This is a genomic window from Variovorax sp. P4_B11 (assembly GCF_056402355.1).
Genome location: NZ_JBFUHO010000017.1, coordinates 80,371 through 95,673 on the forward strand (window position 1 = coordinate 80,371; position 15,303 = coordinate 95,673).

Genomic DNA, 15,303 nt, shown 5'->3' on the forward strand with positions numbered 1-15,303 from the left:
CACAAGGGCACCATGGTCGTCCGGCGCGCGGAAAGCCTCTATGGAGAAGCGCGCGCCTATGGCTCAAATCGATCGTCGATACTTGAAGGGCGATTGGCCAATGGTTCTGCTGAACGCGCGCGAGAAGTGAGACGGGTCGGTAAAGCCTGCGCGCCGGCCGATCTGCTCCGTCGTCAGGCGGCTGAACAGCCTCGACTCCAGCATCCGGGCTGCCACCGCAACGCGCGTTACGATCAGGAGGCTACCGAACGTCTTGCCGCCGTTGGCCAAGTGGCGATGCAGCGTGCGAGGTGAAATGTTGAGTGCGCTCGCAACATCGGCAGCAGTCAGCGAGAACTCACTGCAGCGCTGCCGGATGCAATCTTCGATACGCTGGCTCAATACTGCATCGCGCGGCGGCTTTGTACTGCCGTCTGGGTCGACCTCCGCGGCCGCCAGCGCCATCAGCGAGCCGAGATGGTCCGCCAAGAGGTGCGGCGGAAGGGGCCTGCCGGCCACGCTCTCGGGCGTCAGCGCCGTCATGAAGCTCGTCAGTGCGCGGCCCCACGGCGTCTGCGAGGTGAACGGGCGGCTCAGGATGATGTGCGGATCGGGCAACCATTGGCGCACCCAGTCGGCGGGTAACTGGATGTTGACAAAGTCGTACTCCTCCAGCGTTTCGAGCGTAATCGGCATGCGCGAATCGGTGAACGTGGCGACGTCGCGGCCAAAGCCTTGCTCGCAGCGATGCGCAAGCCGCCACGAGCCCTTGCGGCTCGCCAGCACGTTGAAACAGCCGTCACGTTGCTGAGCGATTTCGAGCTTGCCGCTGCGCACGGTTTGAACGCCGCCGCAATGGCGCATGAGCGACAGGCCGCCCATATCCACCGCCTCGATCGATGCATGGAAGTTCGCCCTGTCGGCCGCCGACACGACGCGGAAGGGGATTATTGCAGTCGCGCAAGCCTCTTCAAAATACTCGACCCGTTGTGTCTGCGGGACCGTATCGGTCGACCAGGTCTGGACGCGCTGGCTAGGACTGTGGCTCATGGATCGCAACGCATGAACGGGAAGTTGACAAGGATAGCGTTGGCGCGGTCGGACGTCTACGTTTCTCTCGGAGAAGAATGCAGTTATTCTGATGCGCGCGGCTGTCGCCCGGCAGACTGGCACGCAGAGTCGGATCTGACGTGCGGTGTGGCGCACCCGGTCGAGTTCATCGCGGGCGACGTGCCGACGATGGCGTCAACTGCCATAGCGCTCGATGCAGCTTCACACCATGATCAAGAAAACGCACTCGGCACGAGGCTGGTCCACGGATCTGGTCCCGCAAGCGCAGCGATTTGACTACTGGTCGAACATTCTCAGCACGACCCTCACGCCAATGACCGTGATCAGCGACGACGTGCGCCATTTCGATGCATCCCTCACCGAGGCGGCGATGGGATCGTTGTCGGTGATCGAGCAGCGCGGCAGCGCTCACGAGTCGTTGCGTCGCGCCAAAGATGTGGACCAGAGCCAGTCGCACACCTTTCATCTGCTGATGAGCGTGCGATCGGAGTGGGACCTGGAGCATCGTCAGCGCATGCGCCTTCGGCCTGGCGAGTTGGTGCTGACCAACTCCAACTACGGGCATCACATCCAGATCCGCGAGCGCTATCACTTCGTTCATCTGAAGCTTCCTCCGTCGTGGCTTGAGGCCTGGCTTCCTGAACCCGATGTGCTCGTGGGAAGGCCCCTGAGTAGTCAGAGCGACCCCGGTCGGGCCCTGGCATCCTTCGTCACCGATCTCAGGCCCGAGTTCGTGGGCCTCAATGTGCAAAACGGAGGCGCCGCATCGGACCACATCGGCGCTCTTCTTGCTATGCTCGCCGACGAGTTGCCCGACGACGGACTGGCCGTTCGGTCCCTGGCGCAACGCGTTCTCGACTCCATGCGGCAGCGCTGCCGGGAATCTGAACTGACCGCCTGCGAGGTTGGTCGGACGCTCGGGCTTGCGGAATTCGAGGTTCACCGAGCATTGCTTCATGAGAGGACCACCTTCGGTGCCGCCCTTGGAAAGATGCGCGTCGGACTGATGAGGGGCAAACTCACACACCCCAAGGAATAAAGTCGCAGTCCGAAACGATGGCGATGGCGATGTCGTAGGCGTGCGTGAGTCTGCCAGTACCACGTCGTCGCGGCGCGGTGAGCGTCTCCCCGGTGTCTGAACATGGGAGGGTCTGCGTGCGGCACGTGCGGCACGTGCGGCACGTGCGGGGCCGTCGGGTTCACCGATGCGCCATGCGTGGCACGCACAAGCCGGAAATTTCGATTCCGCTGGCGCAAGCACGCCACACGCAGCGCGTTGCGAATCTCACACTGGAGGCGACGGACCCTTCTCAATGTTCAAACCACTTCAGATCGAACATGACCCTTTCGCTCTCAGCTTCTCTGGCGCTTGCCGATGACCTGCCTTCCTATACGGAAGCCGCCGATGGCGACGAGGAGCGCACCTTCGGCGACACGGCGAGCTTCGAAGTTCGCGTGTGGAACGAGGGCGAATTCCGGCGCGAGGGCAGCGCGCACGCAGCCGGCGTTCACCTCGTACTGAGCAACTTGCGACAGCCCGGCGCTCCGCTGTTGGACGCAGAGAGCCTGCATGCTAGCCTAGCTTCGGGCAGGGCGCGGCTGCTCCTCATGTCGCGCAACCAAACGATCGAACTCGCGACTCCGGCGGCGCCTACGTGTCGCGGCGGGCTGCCTCCGGGCGCGCTGCGCCGGGTGCGGGAGTTCGTGGCGCAACGCCTGGCCGAGAAGATCGAGCTCTCGCAACTCGCGGACATCGCCGGATATTCGGTGTGCCACTTCTCGCGGGCCTTCAAGCAGAGCATGGGCGTGCCGCCGCATCGCTACCTTATGCGCGAGCGCGTGGGTGCGGCGGCTCGGCTCATCCAGCGCACCGACCGTCCGCTGGTGGAGATCTCGCTCGAGGTCGGTTTCTCCGACCAGAGCCACTTCACGCGCTGCTTCTCCGACGTAATGGGGGCCACTCCGCGCGACTACCGCCGCAGGCATCGCTAGCCAGCGCGCCGGGGAGAAGTGCCGATGCCATCGATCGAGCAGCTGCTGGCGCAGTTCGCGGCCACCGGAAACCAGACCTGCTTCCACGACCGCCACATCAGCCCGCAGATCTATGCGGGCCTGAACGGCCGCAACTGGCGGCTGGCCGACTACGAGGCGCGCGGCGGCTACCAGGCCCTGCGCCAGGTGCTCGCGATGCCGCCCGAGCAGGTGATCGCCGAGGTCAAGGCCTCGGCGTTGCGCGGCCGCGGCGGCGCGGGATTTCCGACCGGACTCAAGTGGAGCTTCATGCCGCGCAACTTTCCGGGCCAGAAGTACATCGTGTGCAATTCCGACGAAGGCGAGCCCGGCACCTTCAAGGATCGCGACATCCTGCTCTACAACCCGCACATCGTGATCGAGGGGATGATCATCGCCTCCTATGCGATGGGTGCGAGCGAGGGCTACAACTACGTGCATGGCGAGATCTTCGAGGCCTACGAACGCTTCCAGGACGCGCTGGACGAGGCGCGGGCTGCAGGCTACGTGGGGCAGGACATCCTGGGTAGCACGCACAGCTTCGAGCTGCATGCAACGCACGGCTTCGGCGCCTACATCTGCGGGGAGGAAACCGCACTGCTCGAATCGCTGGAAGGCAAGAAGGGGCAGCCGCGCTTCAAGCCGCCGTTTCCGGCGAGCTTCGGCGTGTATGGCCGGCCGACCACCATCAACAACACCGAGACCTATGCGGCGGTGCCATGGATCATCCGCCACGGCGCGGCCGCCTTTCTCGCGTGCGGGATTCCGAACAACGGCGGCACCAAGATCTTCTCGGTGAGCGGGGACGTGGAGCGGCCCGGCAACTACGAGATTCCGATGGGCACGCCCTTCGGCGACCTGCTCGCCCTGGCCGGCGGCGTGCGCGGGGCGGATGCTGAAAGCGGTCATCCCGGGGGGCGCCTCGTCGCCGGTGCTGCCTGCCGGGGCGGCGATGAACCTGCACATGGATTTCGACAGCATTGCGAAAGCCGGCTCGATGCTGGGCTCGGGCGCGGTGATCGTGATGGATGACACCCGCTCCATGCCCCATTGCCTCCGGCGCCTCTCGGCCTTCTACATGCATGAGTCCTGCGGGCAATGCACCCCTTGCCGCGAGGGCACCGGATGGCTCTGGCGGATTCTCGACAGGATCTGCCGCGGGGAGGGGCGCCGCGCGGACTTGGACTTGCTGAACTCGCTGGCCGACAACATCCAGGGCCGCACCATCTGCGCACTCGGCGACTCCGCTGCGATGCCGGTACGCGCGATACTGAAGCACTTCAGGGCGGAGTTCGAAGCGATGATTCCCTGATCGCTTCTCATCCGCCGCAGAGGAAGTGGGTGGCGAGCGCAGCCTCGAACACGGCGTCTGCGTCGCTCGCCAGCGCCAGCGCCGGAATCCCGCCCTGCAGGTGCCCATGGGGCTGCACGAACCACTGGGCGAGTTCGCCGTCGTCGAGCACGCCGCGCAACTGTTCGATGACGCGGGCTGCGCTCGGCCGGATCGCACAGTCCACCGGATCGAACTGGAAGCAGGGAAGCATCAGCATCGAGTGACGACTGAAATGCACGACACGGCGGTCGACGATCCAGCGCGCCAGCACCGACACCGGTTGCGGCCAGAAGGCGGCCATCCGTGAAGCCCAGGCATCGCCGCCGACACTGCCACCGCAGCGGTGGAAGGCGGCCACCAACGCGCCGGATCCGATGTCTTCGCCCGACTCGACGAGGGCGCCCCGGAACGGCCACGCATGCGGCTGCGTCGTGTCGTGCCGGACCGTCGATGGCCGCGAACCGATCACGGCGTGCCTCCACCAAAGCGCCATTGCAGGCGCAAGAGATAGCCTGGCGGCAGGAGACGACGGGACTTGCGTTTCATGGGGTGTTTCCTCGCGGGGCAGGTCTTCATTGCGGTCGATCGCTCTCGGCCAAGGCCGAGTAGCCGCCGCCCAGCGCCCGCATCAGCTCGGTCTGCCCGTCCAGGGCGCGGCCCCGCAGGTCGGCCGCGGCGCGGCGCTGGGCCAGCACGCTCGACTCCGCCGTCAACACGACCAGGTACGAACCGAGGCCGGCCTTGTAGCGCTGCACGGCGAGGTGATAGGCGCGTTCGGCAAAGACCTGCGAGCGCGCCTGGTCCTGTTGCTGGCGATCGATCGACTGCAGTGCCAGGATGCGGTCGGCCGCGTCGCGCACCGCCTCCAGCACTGCGACGTTGTATGCGGCGATGGCCGCATCGAGTTCAGCTGCCTTGGCGCGCTGGTTGGCGCGCAGCCGGCCGGCGTCGAAGATCGGAAGTCGCACCGCGGGGCCGATGCCGTACTGCCGGCTTCCGCTCTCGAGCAGGTTTCCGAGGCCCAGTGCGCTGAAGCCTGCGAAGGCGATTAGGTTCACGCTGGGATAGAAGTCCGCATGGGCCACATCGAGATCACTGGCGGCGGCTTCGGCGCGGCGTCGCGCGGCCGCGATGTCGGCGCGGCGGCCGAGCAGGTCGGCCGGCACGCTGGACGGCAGCGGTGCCGGACTGAGCTGTGCCATGCGCGGATCCAGCCCGGCGAGCGCCGCAGCGGGCTGCACGGTGAGCGCCGCCAGCGCGTTTCGGTGCACGTCGATCTGCTCGTCCAGCGCTTCGATCGACTGCCGACTGTCAGGGATGGCGCCTTCGGCCTGCTGCAGCTCAATCGCAGTGTCAAGGCCCGCGCTGGTGCGACGTCGCACCAGCGCGAGGACCTCGGCGCGCTGGGACAGCGATCGCTCCGCTACCTCGCGCAGGGCCAGCAGCCGCGCCATCTGCACGTAGGTCCGGACGACCTGTGCCGCCAGCAGCAGACGCGCCATGGCGGCGTCTGCCTGCGTCGCCCGCGCCGTGCCGAGCGCCGCTTCGAAGGCAGCGCGATGCTGGCCGAAGAAGTCCAGCTCCCAGACCATCGCGAGCTGCGCGGTCGCGAGATGCTGCCGTGTGCCCGCGACGGTGAGCGGATAGAGCGCATGCTGCGGAAAGCGCTGCAGCGTGTCGTCATAGCGGGCCACGATCTGCGGCCAGTCTTCGCCATCGACGCGGTCGGCCAGCGCGTTCGCACGCCGGAGCCGGGCCTCGGCGATGGACAGCGAGGGGTTGTCCTTGATGGCCTTGTCCACCAGCGCATCGAGCGCCGAATCATTGAAGATTCGCCACCACGCCTCGTCGACCGGCACCGGGGCGGCATCGGCGGGCACGCCGAGTACGGCCATGTCCAGTCGGGACGCCGGCGGGTCGAGTTTCGCCGGCAGTGCGCAACCCGCGAGCAGCAGCGCAGTCGAAGCGACGACCGCCCAGGTGCGAGGCTCTCCGATGCAGTCGACACTGCGGTTGCGATGGAAGGCGTGGCGGGCGTTCATCGATGACTCCGGGTTCGTTGCCCTAATGTTCTGCCGCGCGACACTTTTCCTCTTTGACGATTCGCTTGAGTTTGGACCGGGACGATCATGAAGATGGACTGTCCGTGCACGGGTCCCGTCACCGCATCACCAGATGCTCCGCGACCAGCCAACGCTGCCGTTCGTTCGAGCGCACGAATTCGGTGACGATCCACTCGTCGATTTCGTTGCCGTCGAAGATCGCTTGGCGAACCATGGGTTCGGTGTTGGAAAGCACGAGGCCATGTACTTCCAGAAGGCGCCTGAGCGCACCGTCCATCGTCTCCTTGTCCCACCGAACAGAACCGAGTCGAGATTCATCGACGACGCTGCGTGCCTGCGGCTGCACCGGATCTCCGAGCGTTCGCGCTCGGCCGGACAGCAGTTGTGCGAGGGTCGCCTGCTCAATGCAGTGTCGCTCGAGCAAGCAGCCCAGTTCGAGGTACCCGACGCCTCCATGCAGCAGCTGCGCCCGCCGGTAGAGTTCAAGCAGGAGTACTGCGTGCGAATGAAGGCTCTTGAGTGTCGCGATGCTTCGCCGCCGGATCGCGCCGGCGCCGGGAACCGGGGGCGGGATGATCACAGCGGACATGGCCACTAGGCAACCGGCAGGCCAGCGCTACGTTCTGCCACCCGGATGACCGCGGCAAAATCCAGATCGGCGTCACCTTGCGCAACGGCCGCATGGAGGGTCTGTCCAACCGCTGCCGTGAGCGCCATGGGCACATGCAGTTGCGCGCCCGCGTCCAGGATGAGACCTATGTCCTTCTGGAAGCGGGTGACGGTGAAGGTGGGGCTGTAGTCGCGTTCGCGAAGCTGCATCGACTTCACCTTGACGATGGGCGAGCCCACCGCGCTCGCCGCGATCACATCCCACGCCTGACGCCAGTCGAGACCTCCCTTCTCGCCAAGGGCCAGTGCTTCGGACAGCATGCCGGCAGTGGTCGCGATCATCAGGTTGACAACGAGTTTCATCAGTCGCGCCTGCTCCTTCTCGCCCAGGTAGAACTGCGACGGACCGAGAAGTTGAAGCAACGCCTTGACCCGCTCGTACGCGTCGCGTGGACCGGAGGCCATGACGGTGAGTTGCCCCAGTTCGGCCATCCTGCTGTTGCCCGACACAGTGGCCCGGACGAAGGGCAGGGACTTTGCTTCGCAGAGCGCGGCCGCTCGGGCGCTCGATTCAAGCGAGACGGTACTGGTGTCCACGAAGATGGCATGGGCCGGCGCTTCGTCAACCACCTCCTTCGCCACGGCGATCAATGCGTCGTCGTTCGGAAGCGAGGACAGCACGACATCCGATGCCGCGACGGCCGATGCGATCGAGGGGCACGCTGCCATCCCCGCCGCCTGCGCTGCACCGCGCGTGGCGTCGCGCCTGTAGTGCACGGTGACGGCGTGTCCGGCCTTGGACAGGTGCTGCGCCATTGGCCATCCCATCTGGCCGGCTCCGATGAGTGCGATCTTCATGTGGGCTCCTGATGCTGGAGCGTCGATGTTCTCGCCACCGGAGCCCGGCCGTCTTTGTTGAATCCGTCATGGATGGCCGCATCCCAGCGCGGCCCTGGAACCGGCCGACCCTCGATCGGGGAATAGTGTCTATTCCGCTGCGACCGATGGTGCCGCGCGCCTGCGCCGCCTACTATTTTCCTCACCCGCAGAGACCAATCCGGCCTCTGTCCCAACGGCCCTGAGGAGCGAAGACATGACCCACCATGTATCGAACGATGCAGTCGAATCACTGGCCGGAGGAGGGGTCTCGGACCTCGAATTCCGGGAGGCCCTGGCCCATGCGGTGACGGCCGTGACCGTCGTGACGACCGCCGGTCCTGCCGGCATCGCCGGTGTCACTTGCTCGGCCGTTGCTTCCGTTTGCGCCGATCCGCCCACGCTGCTGGTCTGCATGAACCGGCGCAGCTACGTCAATGGTGTCATCAAGACCAACGACGTGCTCTGCGTCAACTGGCTCAGCGCGCATCAGCGCAGCACCTCCGACCTGTTTGCCGGCGTCGGCGCCGTACCGATGAACGAGCGCTTCGAGCAGGGCGGCTGGAGCACCCTTTCCACCGGCGCGCCCTACAGCGAGGATGCGCTGGTCGCGCTCGACTGCCGCGTGGTCAGCGCGACCGAGGTCGGCACCCACAGCATTTTCATCGCCCGTGTGCTGGCCACCGCAGCGCACACCGAAGAGCACCGCGATCCGCTTGTGTACTGCAAGCGGTCCTATGCGACCACCCAGCCGACCGCTCATGCCTGAGCCAACGGTTTTTTTCGCCACCACCACCAAGGAACAGCCATGCTGAGAACCGGAAAGCAATACCTCGAGTCCCTCAATGACGGCCGTGTCGTCTGGGTCGGCAACGAGAAGATCGACAACGTCGCCACGCACCCGAAGACCCGCGACTATGCCCAGCGCCATGCCGACTTCTACGACCTGCACCACCGCCCCGACCTGCAGGATGTGATGACCTATGTCGACGAGGCCGGCGAGCGCCGCTCGATGATGTGGTTCGGCCACCGCACCAGGGAAGAGCTGAAGAAGAAGCGCCGCTACCACGAGACCGTGATGCGGGAAATGATGGGTGCGTCGTTCCCCCGCACGCCGGACGTCAACAACTACGTGCTGACCACGTACACCGACGATCCGATGCCCTGGCAGACCCAGTCGATCGGCACCGAGGGCCAGCCGCTGGCGCAGAACATCATCAAATTCGCCGAATTCGTGCGCCAGCGCGACCACAACTGCGCGCCCAACTTCGTCGACCCGCAGATGGACCGCTCCACGCCCGATGCGCAGGCCAGGTCCCCGGGTCTGCGTGTGATCGAGCGCAACGAGTTGGGCATCGTGGTCGACGGTGTCAAGGCCGTGTCGACCGGCACCGCCTTTGCCGACTGGGTCCATATCGGCGTCTTCTTCCGCCCGGGCATTCCGGGTGACCAGATCATTTTTGCCGCCGTGCCGGTGGCCACCAAGGGCCTCAGCGTGGTGTGCCGCGAGAGCCTGGTGAAGGAGGACGCGGTCGAGCATCCGCTGGCCTCCAAGGGCGACGAGCTCGACGGCATGACCGTGTTCGACCACGTCTTCATCCCCTGGTCGCATGTGTTCCATCTCGGCAATCCCGAGCATGCCAAGCTCTATCCGCAGCGCGTCTTCGACTGGCTGCACTACCATGCGCTGGTCCGCCAGATGGTCCGTGCCGAACTGATGGCCGGACTTGCCGTGCTCATCACCGAACACATCGGTACCAGCAAGATCCCGGCGGTGCAGACGCGGGTGGCCAAGCTGATCGGCTTCCACCAGGCGATGCTGGCGCACGTGGTGGCGAGCGAGGAACTCGGCTTCCATACGCCGGGCGGGCTCTACAAGCCGAACATCCTGATCTACGACTTCGGCCGTGCGCTGTACCTCGAGAACTTCTCGCAGATGATCTACGAACTGGTCGACCTGTCGGGCCGCAGCGCGCTGCTCTTCGCCACTGAGGATCAGTGGGAAGACTCGAAGCTCAACACGCTGTTCGAGAAGATGAACTCCGGACCGGTCGGCCGGCCGAAGGACCGCCTTCGTATCGGCCGCGTGATTCGCGACCTGTTCTTGACCGACTGGGGCAGCCGGCTCTTCGTGTTCGAGAACTTCAACGGCACGCCACTGCAGAGCATTCGCATGTTGACGATGCAGCGCGCCGAGTTCTCGGGTTCCGGAACCTACGGCAAGCTGGCGCGCCAGGTCTGCGGCATCGAGTCCGAGATCGACGACAACACCGACTACAAGGCCACGGCCGACTACGCGAAGGCGATGGACGCCGCGCGGCATCAGGAGAAGCTTGCGCTCAACAGCACCCTCGCGATCTGAGGTGGCGCTATGAAGGTTATCACTGACTCCTGTGGTTTCTCGCCCGGGGGCGCGGTCGTCTCGATCGGCATGTTCGATGGCGTCCACCGCGGCCACGCGAAGGTGCTCCGACAACTGCGAGCACGGGGTGAACGGCTCGGGCTTCCGACCGCGGTGGTGACCTTCGACCCGCATCCCCGTGCGGTCGTCCGGCCGGATGCATGCCCCAGGCTGTTGTCGAGCGTGGACGATCGCATTCAGTTGTTGGCTGCTACCGAAGCGGTTGACCACTGTCTGGTGCTGCGCTTCGACGAGCAGAGAAGCCAGCAAGACGCCGAGGCGTTCGTGCGCGACACACTGTTGATGCAATTGGGCATGCGCGAGCTGATCGTCGGCGAGAACTTCGCCTGCGGACGCGGGCGCGTCGGCACGGTCGCCTATCTCTCGGCGCTTGGACTGGCGCTCGGCTTCAGCGTGGCGCCCGTAGCGCTCGACGCGGTGCCCGGCACCCAAGAGGCCGTGCGTTGTTCTTCCACCGAAGCGCGGCGCCTGATCCAGATCGGGGACCTGGCCGGTGCGTCGTCGGTGCTGCAGCGGCCGCACGAGATGACCGGCACCATCACTCGCGCTTCACGGGCATCACGCGCCTCGCGCCGGCGCATCGACGCCGCCCTGGCAAGCGCGATGTGCGCACCGGCCGAGGCCGACTATGTCGGCGCGGTTCGTCGCAGCGGCTCGGTGGCCCCCTGGATTCCGGCCTTGCTGCAGGTGCGCGACGACCGGCGCTCAAGTCGGCGGATGGTGCGACTTCTGGCGGAAGACGAGGTGGACGCCTCGCCCGGCGACGAACTGCGCATCCGCTTCGTCGACCGCGCTCGGCATGGACATGCGCGCACCGCGCAGGAAAGCGTGCTTGCATGAAGACCTTCACTCATTCCACCCACGCCCAGCGCGTCGTGTTCGGAACCGGCACGCTCGACCATCTGCCTGCCGAGATCGACACTCTCGGCGCGACCCGCGCCCTCGTCCTCAGCACGCCCGGCCAGCGCTCCGAAGCCAAGCGCGTCGCATCGATCCTGGGCACCGCCTGCGTCGGCATCTACGATCGCGCCGAGATGCACGTGCCGATCGAGACAGCCCGCGAGGCCCGCACGCTCGCCCGGCGCCTCGGCGCCGATTGCGCGGTGGCCGTCGGCGGCGGATCCACCATCGGCCTCGGCAAGGCGATCGCCCTGGAGTCGGCCCTGCCGATCCTTGCGATACCGACCACCTACGCCGGTTCCGAGATGACCGCCATCTACGGCATCACCGAGGCCGGCCTCAAGAAGACCGGCAGCGATACACGCGTGCGTCCGCGCACTGTGATCTACGACATCGACCTCACCCGCTCGCTGCCGCTGGAGATCAGCGTCACCAGCGGCATGAATGCGCTGGCCCATGCGGCCGAGAGTCTCTATGCCGCCGACATCAATCCGGTCGTTGCGTTGATGTCGCAGGAGGGGATCGCCGCCTTCGGCCGTGCGCTGCCCGCTTTCGCGAGCGCGGATGCTGCAAAGGTCTCGGCCGCCCGTGCCGACGCGCTGTATGGCGCCTGGCTCTGCGGCACCGCGCTGAGCGGTGCCGGCGTGGGCCTGCACCATAAGCTGTGTCACACGCTCGGCGGCAGCTTCGACCTGCCGCACGCGCAGGTGCACACCATCGTGCTGCCGCATGCGCTCGCCTTCAACGCCCCCGCGGCGCCGGAGGCCATGGCGCGCATCGCCCAGGCGCTCGGATGCACGAATGCGGCGCAGGGCGTGTTCGATCTCGCCAGGGGCGCTGGCGCGAGCATGACGCTGAAGGACCTCGGCCTTCGCGGCAGCGACCTCGACCGGGCCTGCGCCTTGGCGATGGAGAACCGCTATCCCAACCCGCGGCCGCTGGAGGCGCGGGCCATCCGGCAGTTGCTCCAGAACGCCTTCGACGGCGACCGGCCTGCGCCATGAACCCTCGCAGCTCGCAACTGGGCGCGCTGTTCGCGCTCGCCGCCTGCTGGGGCTCGGCAGGTACTGCTTCGGCCACCGAGGGCGGGGGCAATTCCTATCCGATTGGCGTCGACAACACCTTCGCCGGCTACATGCTGCCCGAAGGTGCCCACTGGCTGCTGTTCTATCAGCACTACACGGCTTCGCAGTTCAAGGACAACGCCGGCCACGACAGCCCTCGCTTCGCTGACTTCCGGCTGCAGTCCAATGTGGTTGCCCCGCGGCTGTCCTATGTGTGGCCGGGCGTCGTCTTTCTCGGCGCCAACGTTGAGACGCGGATCGTCCAGCCGATCAGCGCGGTCGACCTCAGGCTCGGCGTCGCGCGGCCCGCGCCGTTGCTGCCGCTGGATCGCGGCGGACAGCGGACCGGGCTGTCCGACCTGTCGTTCTCCCCGATCATCCTCGGCTGGCACGGCACGACCTTCCACCAGACGCTGGGCGTCGAGACCAACCTGCGCACCGGGAGCTACGACGTGCACGACTACGTCAACACCGGCCGCAACTACGACCAGATCGCGCCGGTCTATGCGTTCACCTGGTTTCCGACTCCGCGCAGCGACATCAGCGCGAAGTTCCGCTGGGGCTTCAATGACCGCAACAAGGCGACCGGCTACCAATCCGGCAACGAAGCCTCGATCGAGTTCAGTGCCGGCTACCGTGCGATGCTGGAACTGCTGGTCGGTGTCAATGGCTACATCTATCGCCAGACCACCGACGACGAAGTGAACGGCGTCGCGGTGAAGGGCAGCAAAGGCCGAGTCAACGCGCTTGGGCCCTTCACCAGCTTTCGCTTCAACCCGAATTTCTCGCTGACGCTTCGCATCCAGTCCGAGTTCGGCGCACGCAACCGTCCGCAGGGCACGCGCTTCTGGGTCATGGCGCTATGCCCTCTTTGACCTTCGACCCGCTCAATCCAAGGAGACCCCACCCATGCGCACTCTCAATCAGCACACCATCACCGAGGCGGTGATCGAACGATTCGCGGACACGCCCAGTCCACGCCTGAAGCACGTCCTGACGAGTCTCGTGCAGCACTTGCACGATTTCGCCCGCGAGGTCGAATTGACCGAGGAAGAGTGGATGCAAGGCATCCAGTTCCTCACGGCGACCGGCCAAAAGTGCGACGACAAGCGGCAGGAGTTCATCCTGCTGAGCGACACACTGGGCCTGTCGATGCTCACCATCATGATGAACCACGACAAGCCGGCCGGCTGCACCGAGTCAACCGTGTTCGGACCCTTCCATGTCGAGGGTGCACCGCACTACGAAAACGGCGGCGATGTCGGCAACGGCGCCAGCGGCGAGCCTTGCCTGGTGCGCGGCACGGTGCGGTCGCTCGACGGCAGCCCGATCGCCGGCGCAACACTCGATGTCTGGCAGGCCGACAGTGGAGGCCACTACGACGTCCAGCACGTGGAGCTGGACCATGCCCAGGCGCGCGGCGTGCTCCACGCCGACGCGCAGGGCCGCTTTCACTTCCGCACCATCGCCCCAGTGGCCTACCCCATTCCCGATGACGGCACAGTCGGCGACATGCTGCGTGCCACGCGCCGCCATCCATGGCGCCCGGCCCACCTGCACTTCATGGTGAAGGCACCAGGCTTCCAGACGCTGGTGACCCACGTGTTCCGCAAGGGCGATCCCTACCTTGATTCGGATGCGGTCTTCGGCGTGCGCGAGTCGCTGGTGGGCGAGTGGGTGAAGCAGGGCGATGGCAGCTACCTGCTGGACCTCGACCTGATCCTCAATCCCGAAGCTCGAAAGCCGGCCGCGGCGGCATCCGTCCCGCTGGCCGAAGCTCAGGCGGCCTGAGCGGCGTCGCGCAGAAACAGGCGGCGGAACACCCCGCGCAGCCATTGGCTGCCCGGATCGCGGTGGAAGCGGTCGTGCCAGTAGAGCGCGATCTCCATGCTGGGCAACGGGAGGGGCGGCTCGACTGCGACCAGGTCCAGGTCATGGGCTAGAGCGACTCCCAGCGTGCGCGGCACGGTCGCGACGATGTCCGAGTTCCTTGCGATGTGCGCGGCCGCGGCGAAGGTCGGCACGCGGCACACGATGTGGCCGCGCGGTAGCGTAGCTTCGAGCAGGCGCTCGGCATTTGCGTACCCGTGGCCGGTGCCTGCAACGGAAACGAGTGCGTGCTGTTCGGCAACGAAGCGCTCGAGTGCCGTGGGCGTCTCTGCTTCGTCTGAAGGCGCCACTAAGGTCTCGGCATTGAGTCGAGGATGCCCCTTGCGGAACAGGGAGACATAGCTTTCTGTCCACAAAGGATGACGCCTGATCCCTTGCGTCAGCGATGCGAAGGAGCCGATTGCCAGATCGACCAGACCCGATTCGAGCCATTGGTCCAGGTGATGGACATCGCATGGAACGGCCTGCACGTGCACCTTGGGGGCCTCGACGCGAAGGATCGCGAGCAGCGGCGGCAGCAACTGGACCACGGCGGCATCGATCATGAAGAAGCTGAATCTCCGCTCGGAAACCTGGGGGTCGAAGGGCGCATGATCTGAGCGTAGTGCCCGCACACTATCAAGAATGGCGCGTACGGGTTTTGCCAGTTCGAGGGCTTTGGGGGTTGGCTCCATCTTGAGCGCAACGCGCACGAAGAGAGGGTCTCCAAAGTAAAGGCGAAGGCGCGCCAGTGTCTTGCTCAGCGCAGGCTGCGTCATGTTGAGCACGCGCGCACAACGGGTCAGATTGCGCTCTGCAAGCAGGATGTCGAAGATCTGCAGATGTTGCAGATCGAGTTCGCCATCATTCATCCTGGGAATTGCGTCCATAAGCTGTAGTGAGCAAGGAGCGTACCCGCGCAATAGGCGTACTGCAAGCTACGCGTGGTGGAGCGGGATGGGCCAATACCGCCCAAGGGGGTGCGTGGACCGTGCGCGGGGGTGCTGAACTACCGGCACGTCCGGAACCGCCGAACGCGGCGCCCTTTGCGCGAGCTTGCCCCAGGTTGCGTCGAGTGGCCCAAGTCGAGCGCTGGCGACCGTCGAG

14 protein-coding genes and 1 pseudogene are annotated in these 15,303 nt (G+C 65.8%); 9 read left to right on the forward strand and 6 right to left on the reverse strand.

The features are described 5' to 3' along the window. Positions 1 to 63: 63 nt before the first annotated feature. On the reverse strand, positions 64 to 1,029 hold the full coding sequence (locus AC1DYD_RS17155; protein WP_478173948.1) for a helix-turn-helix domain-containing protein: 966 nt from the start codon (positions 1,027 to 1,029) through the stop codon (positions 64 to 66). Positions 1,030 to 1,258: 229 nt separating this feature from the next. On the opposite strand from AC1DYD_RS17155, the gene AC1DYD_RS17160 reads away from it, so the two are divergent. The 3 genes and pseudogenes from AC1DYD_RS17160 (at position 1,259) to nuoF (ending at position 4,372) form a co-directional block, all read left to right on the forward strand. Next, the gene (locus AC1DYD_RS17160; protein ID WP_478173949.1) at positions 1,259 to 2,089 is read left to right on the forward strand and encodes an AraC-like ligand-binding domain-containing protein; all 831 of its coding nucleotides are present in this window, start codon (positions 1,259 to 1,261) and stop codon (positions 2,087 to 2,089) included. Positions 2,090 to 2,388: 299 nt separating this feature from the next. Then, complete coding sequence (locus AC1DYD_RS17165; RefSeq protein ID WP_478173950.1) at positions 2,389 to 3,042, forward strand: helix-turn-helix domain-containing protein; 654 nt, start codon at positions 2,389 to 2,391, stop codon at positions 3,040 to 3,042. 24 nt (positions 3,043 to 3,066) lie between these two features. After that, positions 3,067 to 4,372 (forward strand): annotated as a pseudogene (gene nuoF / locus AC1DYD_RS17170) (NADH-quinone oxidoreductase subunit NuoF). Positions 4,373 to 4,379: 7 nt separating this feature from the next. Here the strand turns inward: nuoF and AC1DYD_RS17175 are convergent. The 4 genes from AC1DYD_RS17175 to AC1DYD_RS17190 all read right to left on the reverse strand — a co-directional run bounded on the left by AC1DYD_RS17175 (position 4,380) and on the right by AC1DYD_RS17190 (position 7,923). Next, entirely contained in the window at positions 4,380 to 4,862 is a 483-nt protein-coding gene (locus tag AC1DYD_RS17175) for a hypothetical protein (RefSeq protein ID WP_478173951.1), read from the reverse strand. Positions 4,863 to 4,965: 103 nt separating this feature from the next. Continuing rightward, positions 4,966 to 6,435 carry an efflux transporter outer membrane subunit gene (locus AC1DYD_RS17180; RefSeq protein ID WP_478173952.1) on the reverse strand — a complete coding sequence of 490 codons (1,470 nt, stop codon included), beginning with the start codon at positions 6,433 to 6,435 and terminating at the stop codon, positions 4,966 to 4,968. 118 nt (positions 6,436 to 6,553) lie between these two features. After that, on the reverse strand, positions 6,554 to 7,045 hold the full coding sequence (locus AC1DYD_RS17185) for a hypothetical protein (RefSeq protein ID WP_478173953.1): 492 nt from the start codon (positions 7,043 to 7,045) through the stop codon (positions 6,554 to 6,556). Between the two features lie 5 nt (positions 7,046 to 7,050). Continuing rightward, complete coding sequence (locus AC1DYD_RS17190) at positions 7,051 to 7,923, reverse strand: NAD(P)-dependent oxidoreductase (protein ID WP_478173954.1); 873 nt, start codon at positions 7,921 to 7,923, stop codon at positions 7,051 to 7,053. A 235-nt stretch (positions 7,924 to 8,158) separates the two neighbouring features. On the opposite strand from AC1DYD_RS17190, the gene AC1DYD_RS17195 reads away from it, so the two are divergent. The 6 genes from AC1DYD_RS17195 to AC1DYD_RS17220 are packed head-to-tail and all read left to right on the forward strand — an operon-like array spanning position 8,159 to position 14,118. Further along, positions 8,159 to 8,710, forward strand: coding sequence for a flavin reductase (locus AC1DYD_RS17195; protein WP_478173955.1), 552 nt, complete (start codon positions 8,159 to 8,161; stop codon positions 8,708 to 8,710). A gap of 39 nt (positions 8,711 to 8,749) precedes the next feature. Beyond that, positions 8,750 to 10,303, forward strand: a complete 1,554-nt coding sequence (locus AC1DYD_RS17200; RefSeq protein WP_478173956.1) for a 4-hydroxyphenylacetate 3-hydroxylase family protein — start codon at positions 8,750 to 8,752, stop codon at positions 10,301 to 10,303. A 9-nt stretch (positions 10,304 to 10,312) separates the two neighbouring features. Beyond that, entirely contained in the window at positions 10,313 to 11,203 is an 891-nt protein-coding gene (locus tag AC1DYD_RS17205) for an FAD synthetase family protein (protein WP_478173957.1), read from the forward strand. Next, positions 11,200 to 12,267 (forward strand): maleylacetate reductase, encoded by a 1,068-nt coding sequence (locus AC1DYD_RS17210; RefSeq protein ID WP_478173958.1) that lies wholly within the window; start codon positions 11,200 to 11,202, stop codon positions 12,265 to 12,267. The genes AC1DYD_RS17205 and AC1DYD_RS17210 overlap by 4 nt, the downstream gene beginning before the upstream one ends. Then, complete coding sequence (locus AC1DYD_RS17215) at positions 12,264 to 13,202, forward strand: SphA family protein (RefSeq protein WP_478173959.1); 939 nt, start codon at positions 12,264 to 12,266, stop codon at positions 13,200 to 13,202. Before AC1DYD_RS17210 ends, AC1DYD_RS17215 begins: the two co-directional genes overlap by 4 nt. A 34-nt stretch (positions 13,203 to 13,236) precedes the next feature. After that, the gene (locus tag AC1DYD_RS17220) at positions 13,237 to 14,118 is read left to right on the forward strand and encodes an intradiol ring-cleavage dioxygenase (protein ID WP_478173960.1); all 882 of its coding nucleotides are present in this window, start codon (positions 13,237 to 13,239) and stop codon (positions 14,116 to 14,118) included. Here the strand turns inward: AC1DYD_RS17220 and AC1DYD_RS17225 are convergent. After that, positions 14,106 to 15,068: a LysR family transcriptional regulator gene (locus AC1DYD_RS17225; RefSeq protein WP_478173961.1), complete on the reverse strand. Its 963-nt coding sequence runs from the start codon at positions 15,066 to 15,068 to the stop codon at positions 14,106 to 14,108. The genes AC1DYD_RS17220 and AC1DYD_RS17225 overlap by 13 nt on opposite strands. Positions 15,069 to 15,303: the final 235 nt, after the last annotated feature.

Bases quoted from the DNA above. Each gene is read 5' to 3' on its own strand.
- AC1DYD_RS17155 (WP_478173948.1), bottom strand. From the start codon at position 1,029: ATGAGCCACAGTCCTAGCCAGCGCGTCCAGACCTGGTCGACCGATACG.
- AC1DYD_RS17160 (WP_478173949.1), top strand. From the start codon at position 1,259: ATGATCAAGAAAACGCACTCGGCACGAGGCTGGTCCACGGATCTGGTC.
- AC1DYD_RS17165 (WP_478173950.1), top strand. From the start codon at position 2,389: ATGACCCTTTCGCTCTCAGCTTCTCTGGCGCTTGCCGATGACCTGCCT.
- AC1DYD_RS17180 (WP_478173952.1), bottom strand. From the start codon at position 6,435: ATGAACGCCCGCCACGCCTTCCATCGCAACCGCAGTGTCGACTGCATC.
- AC1DYD_RS17185 (WP_478173953.1), bottom strand. From the start codon at position 7,045: ATGTCCGCTGTGATCATCCCGCCCCCGGTTCCCGGCGCCGGCGCGATC.
- AC1DYD_RS17190 (WP_478173954.1), bottom strand. From the start codon at position 7,923: ATGAAGATCGCACTCATCGGAGCCGGCCAGATGGGATGGCCAATGGCG.
- AC1DYD_RS17195 (WP_478173955.1), top strand. From the start codon at position 8,159: ATGACCCACCATGTATCGAACGATGCAGTCGAATCACTGGCCGGAGGA.
- AC1DYD_RS17200 (WP_478173956.1), top strand. From the start codon at position 8,750: ATGCTGAGAACCGGAAAGCAATACCTCGAGTCCCTCAATGACGGCCGT.
- AC1DYD_RS17205 (WP_478173957.1), top strand. From the start codon at position 10,313: ATGAAGGTTATCACTGACTCCTGTGGTTTCTCGCCCGGGGGCGCGGTC.
- AC1DYD_RS17210 (WP_478173958.1), top strand. From the start codon at position 11,200: ATGAAGACCTTCACTCATTCCACCCACGCCCAGCGCGTCGTGTTCGGA.
- AC1DYD_RS17215 (WP_478173959.1), top strand. From the start codon at position 12,264: ATGAACCCTCGCAGCTCGCAACTGGGCGCGCTGTTCGCGCTCGCCGCC.
- AC1DYD_RS17220 (WP_478173960.1), top strand. From the start codon at position 13,237: ATGCGCACTCTCAATCAGCACACCATCACCGAGGCGGTGATCGAACGA.
- AC1DYD_RS17225 (WP_478173961.1), bottom strand. From the start codon at position 15,068: ATGAATGATGGCGAACTCGATCTGCAACATCTGCAGATCTTCGACATC.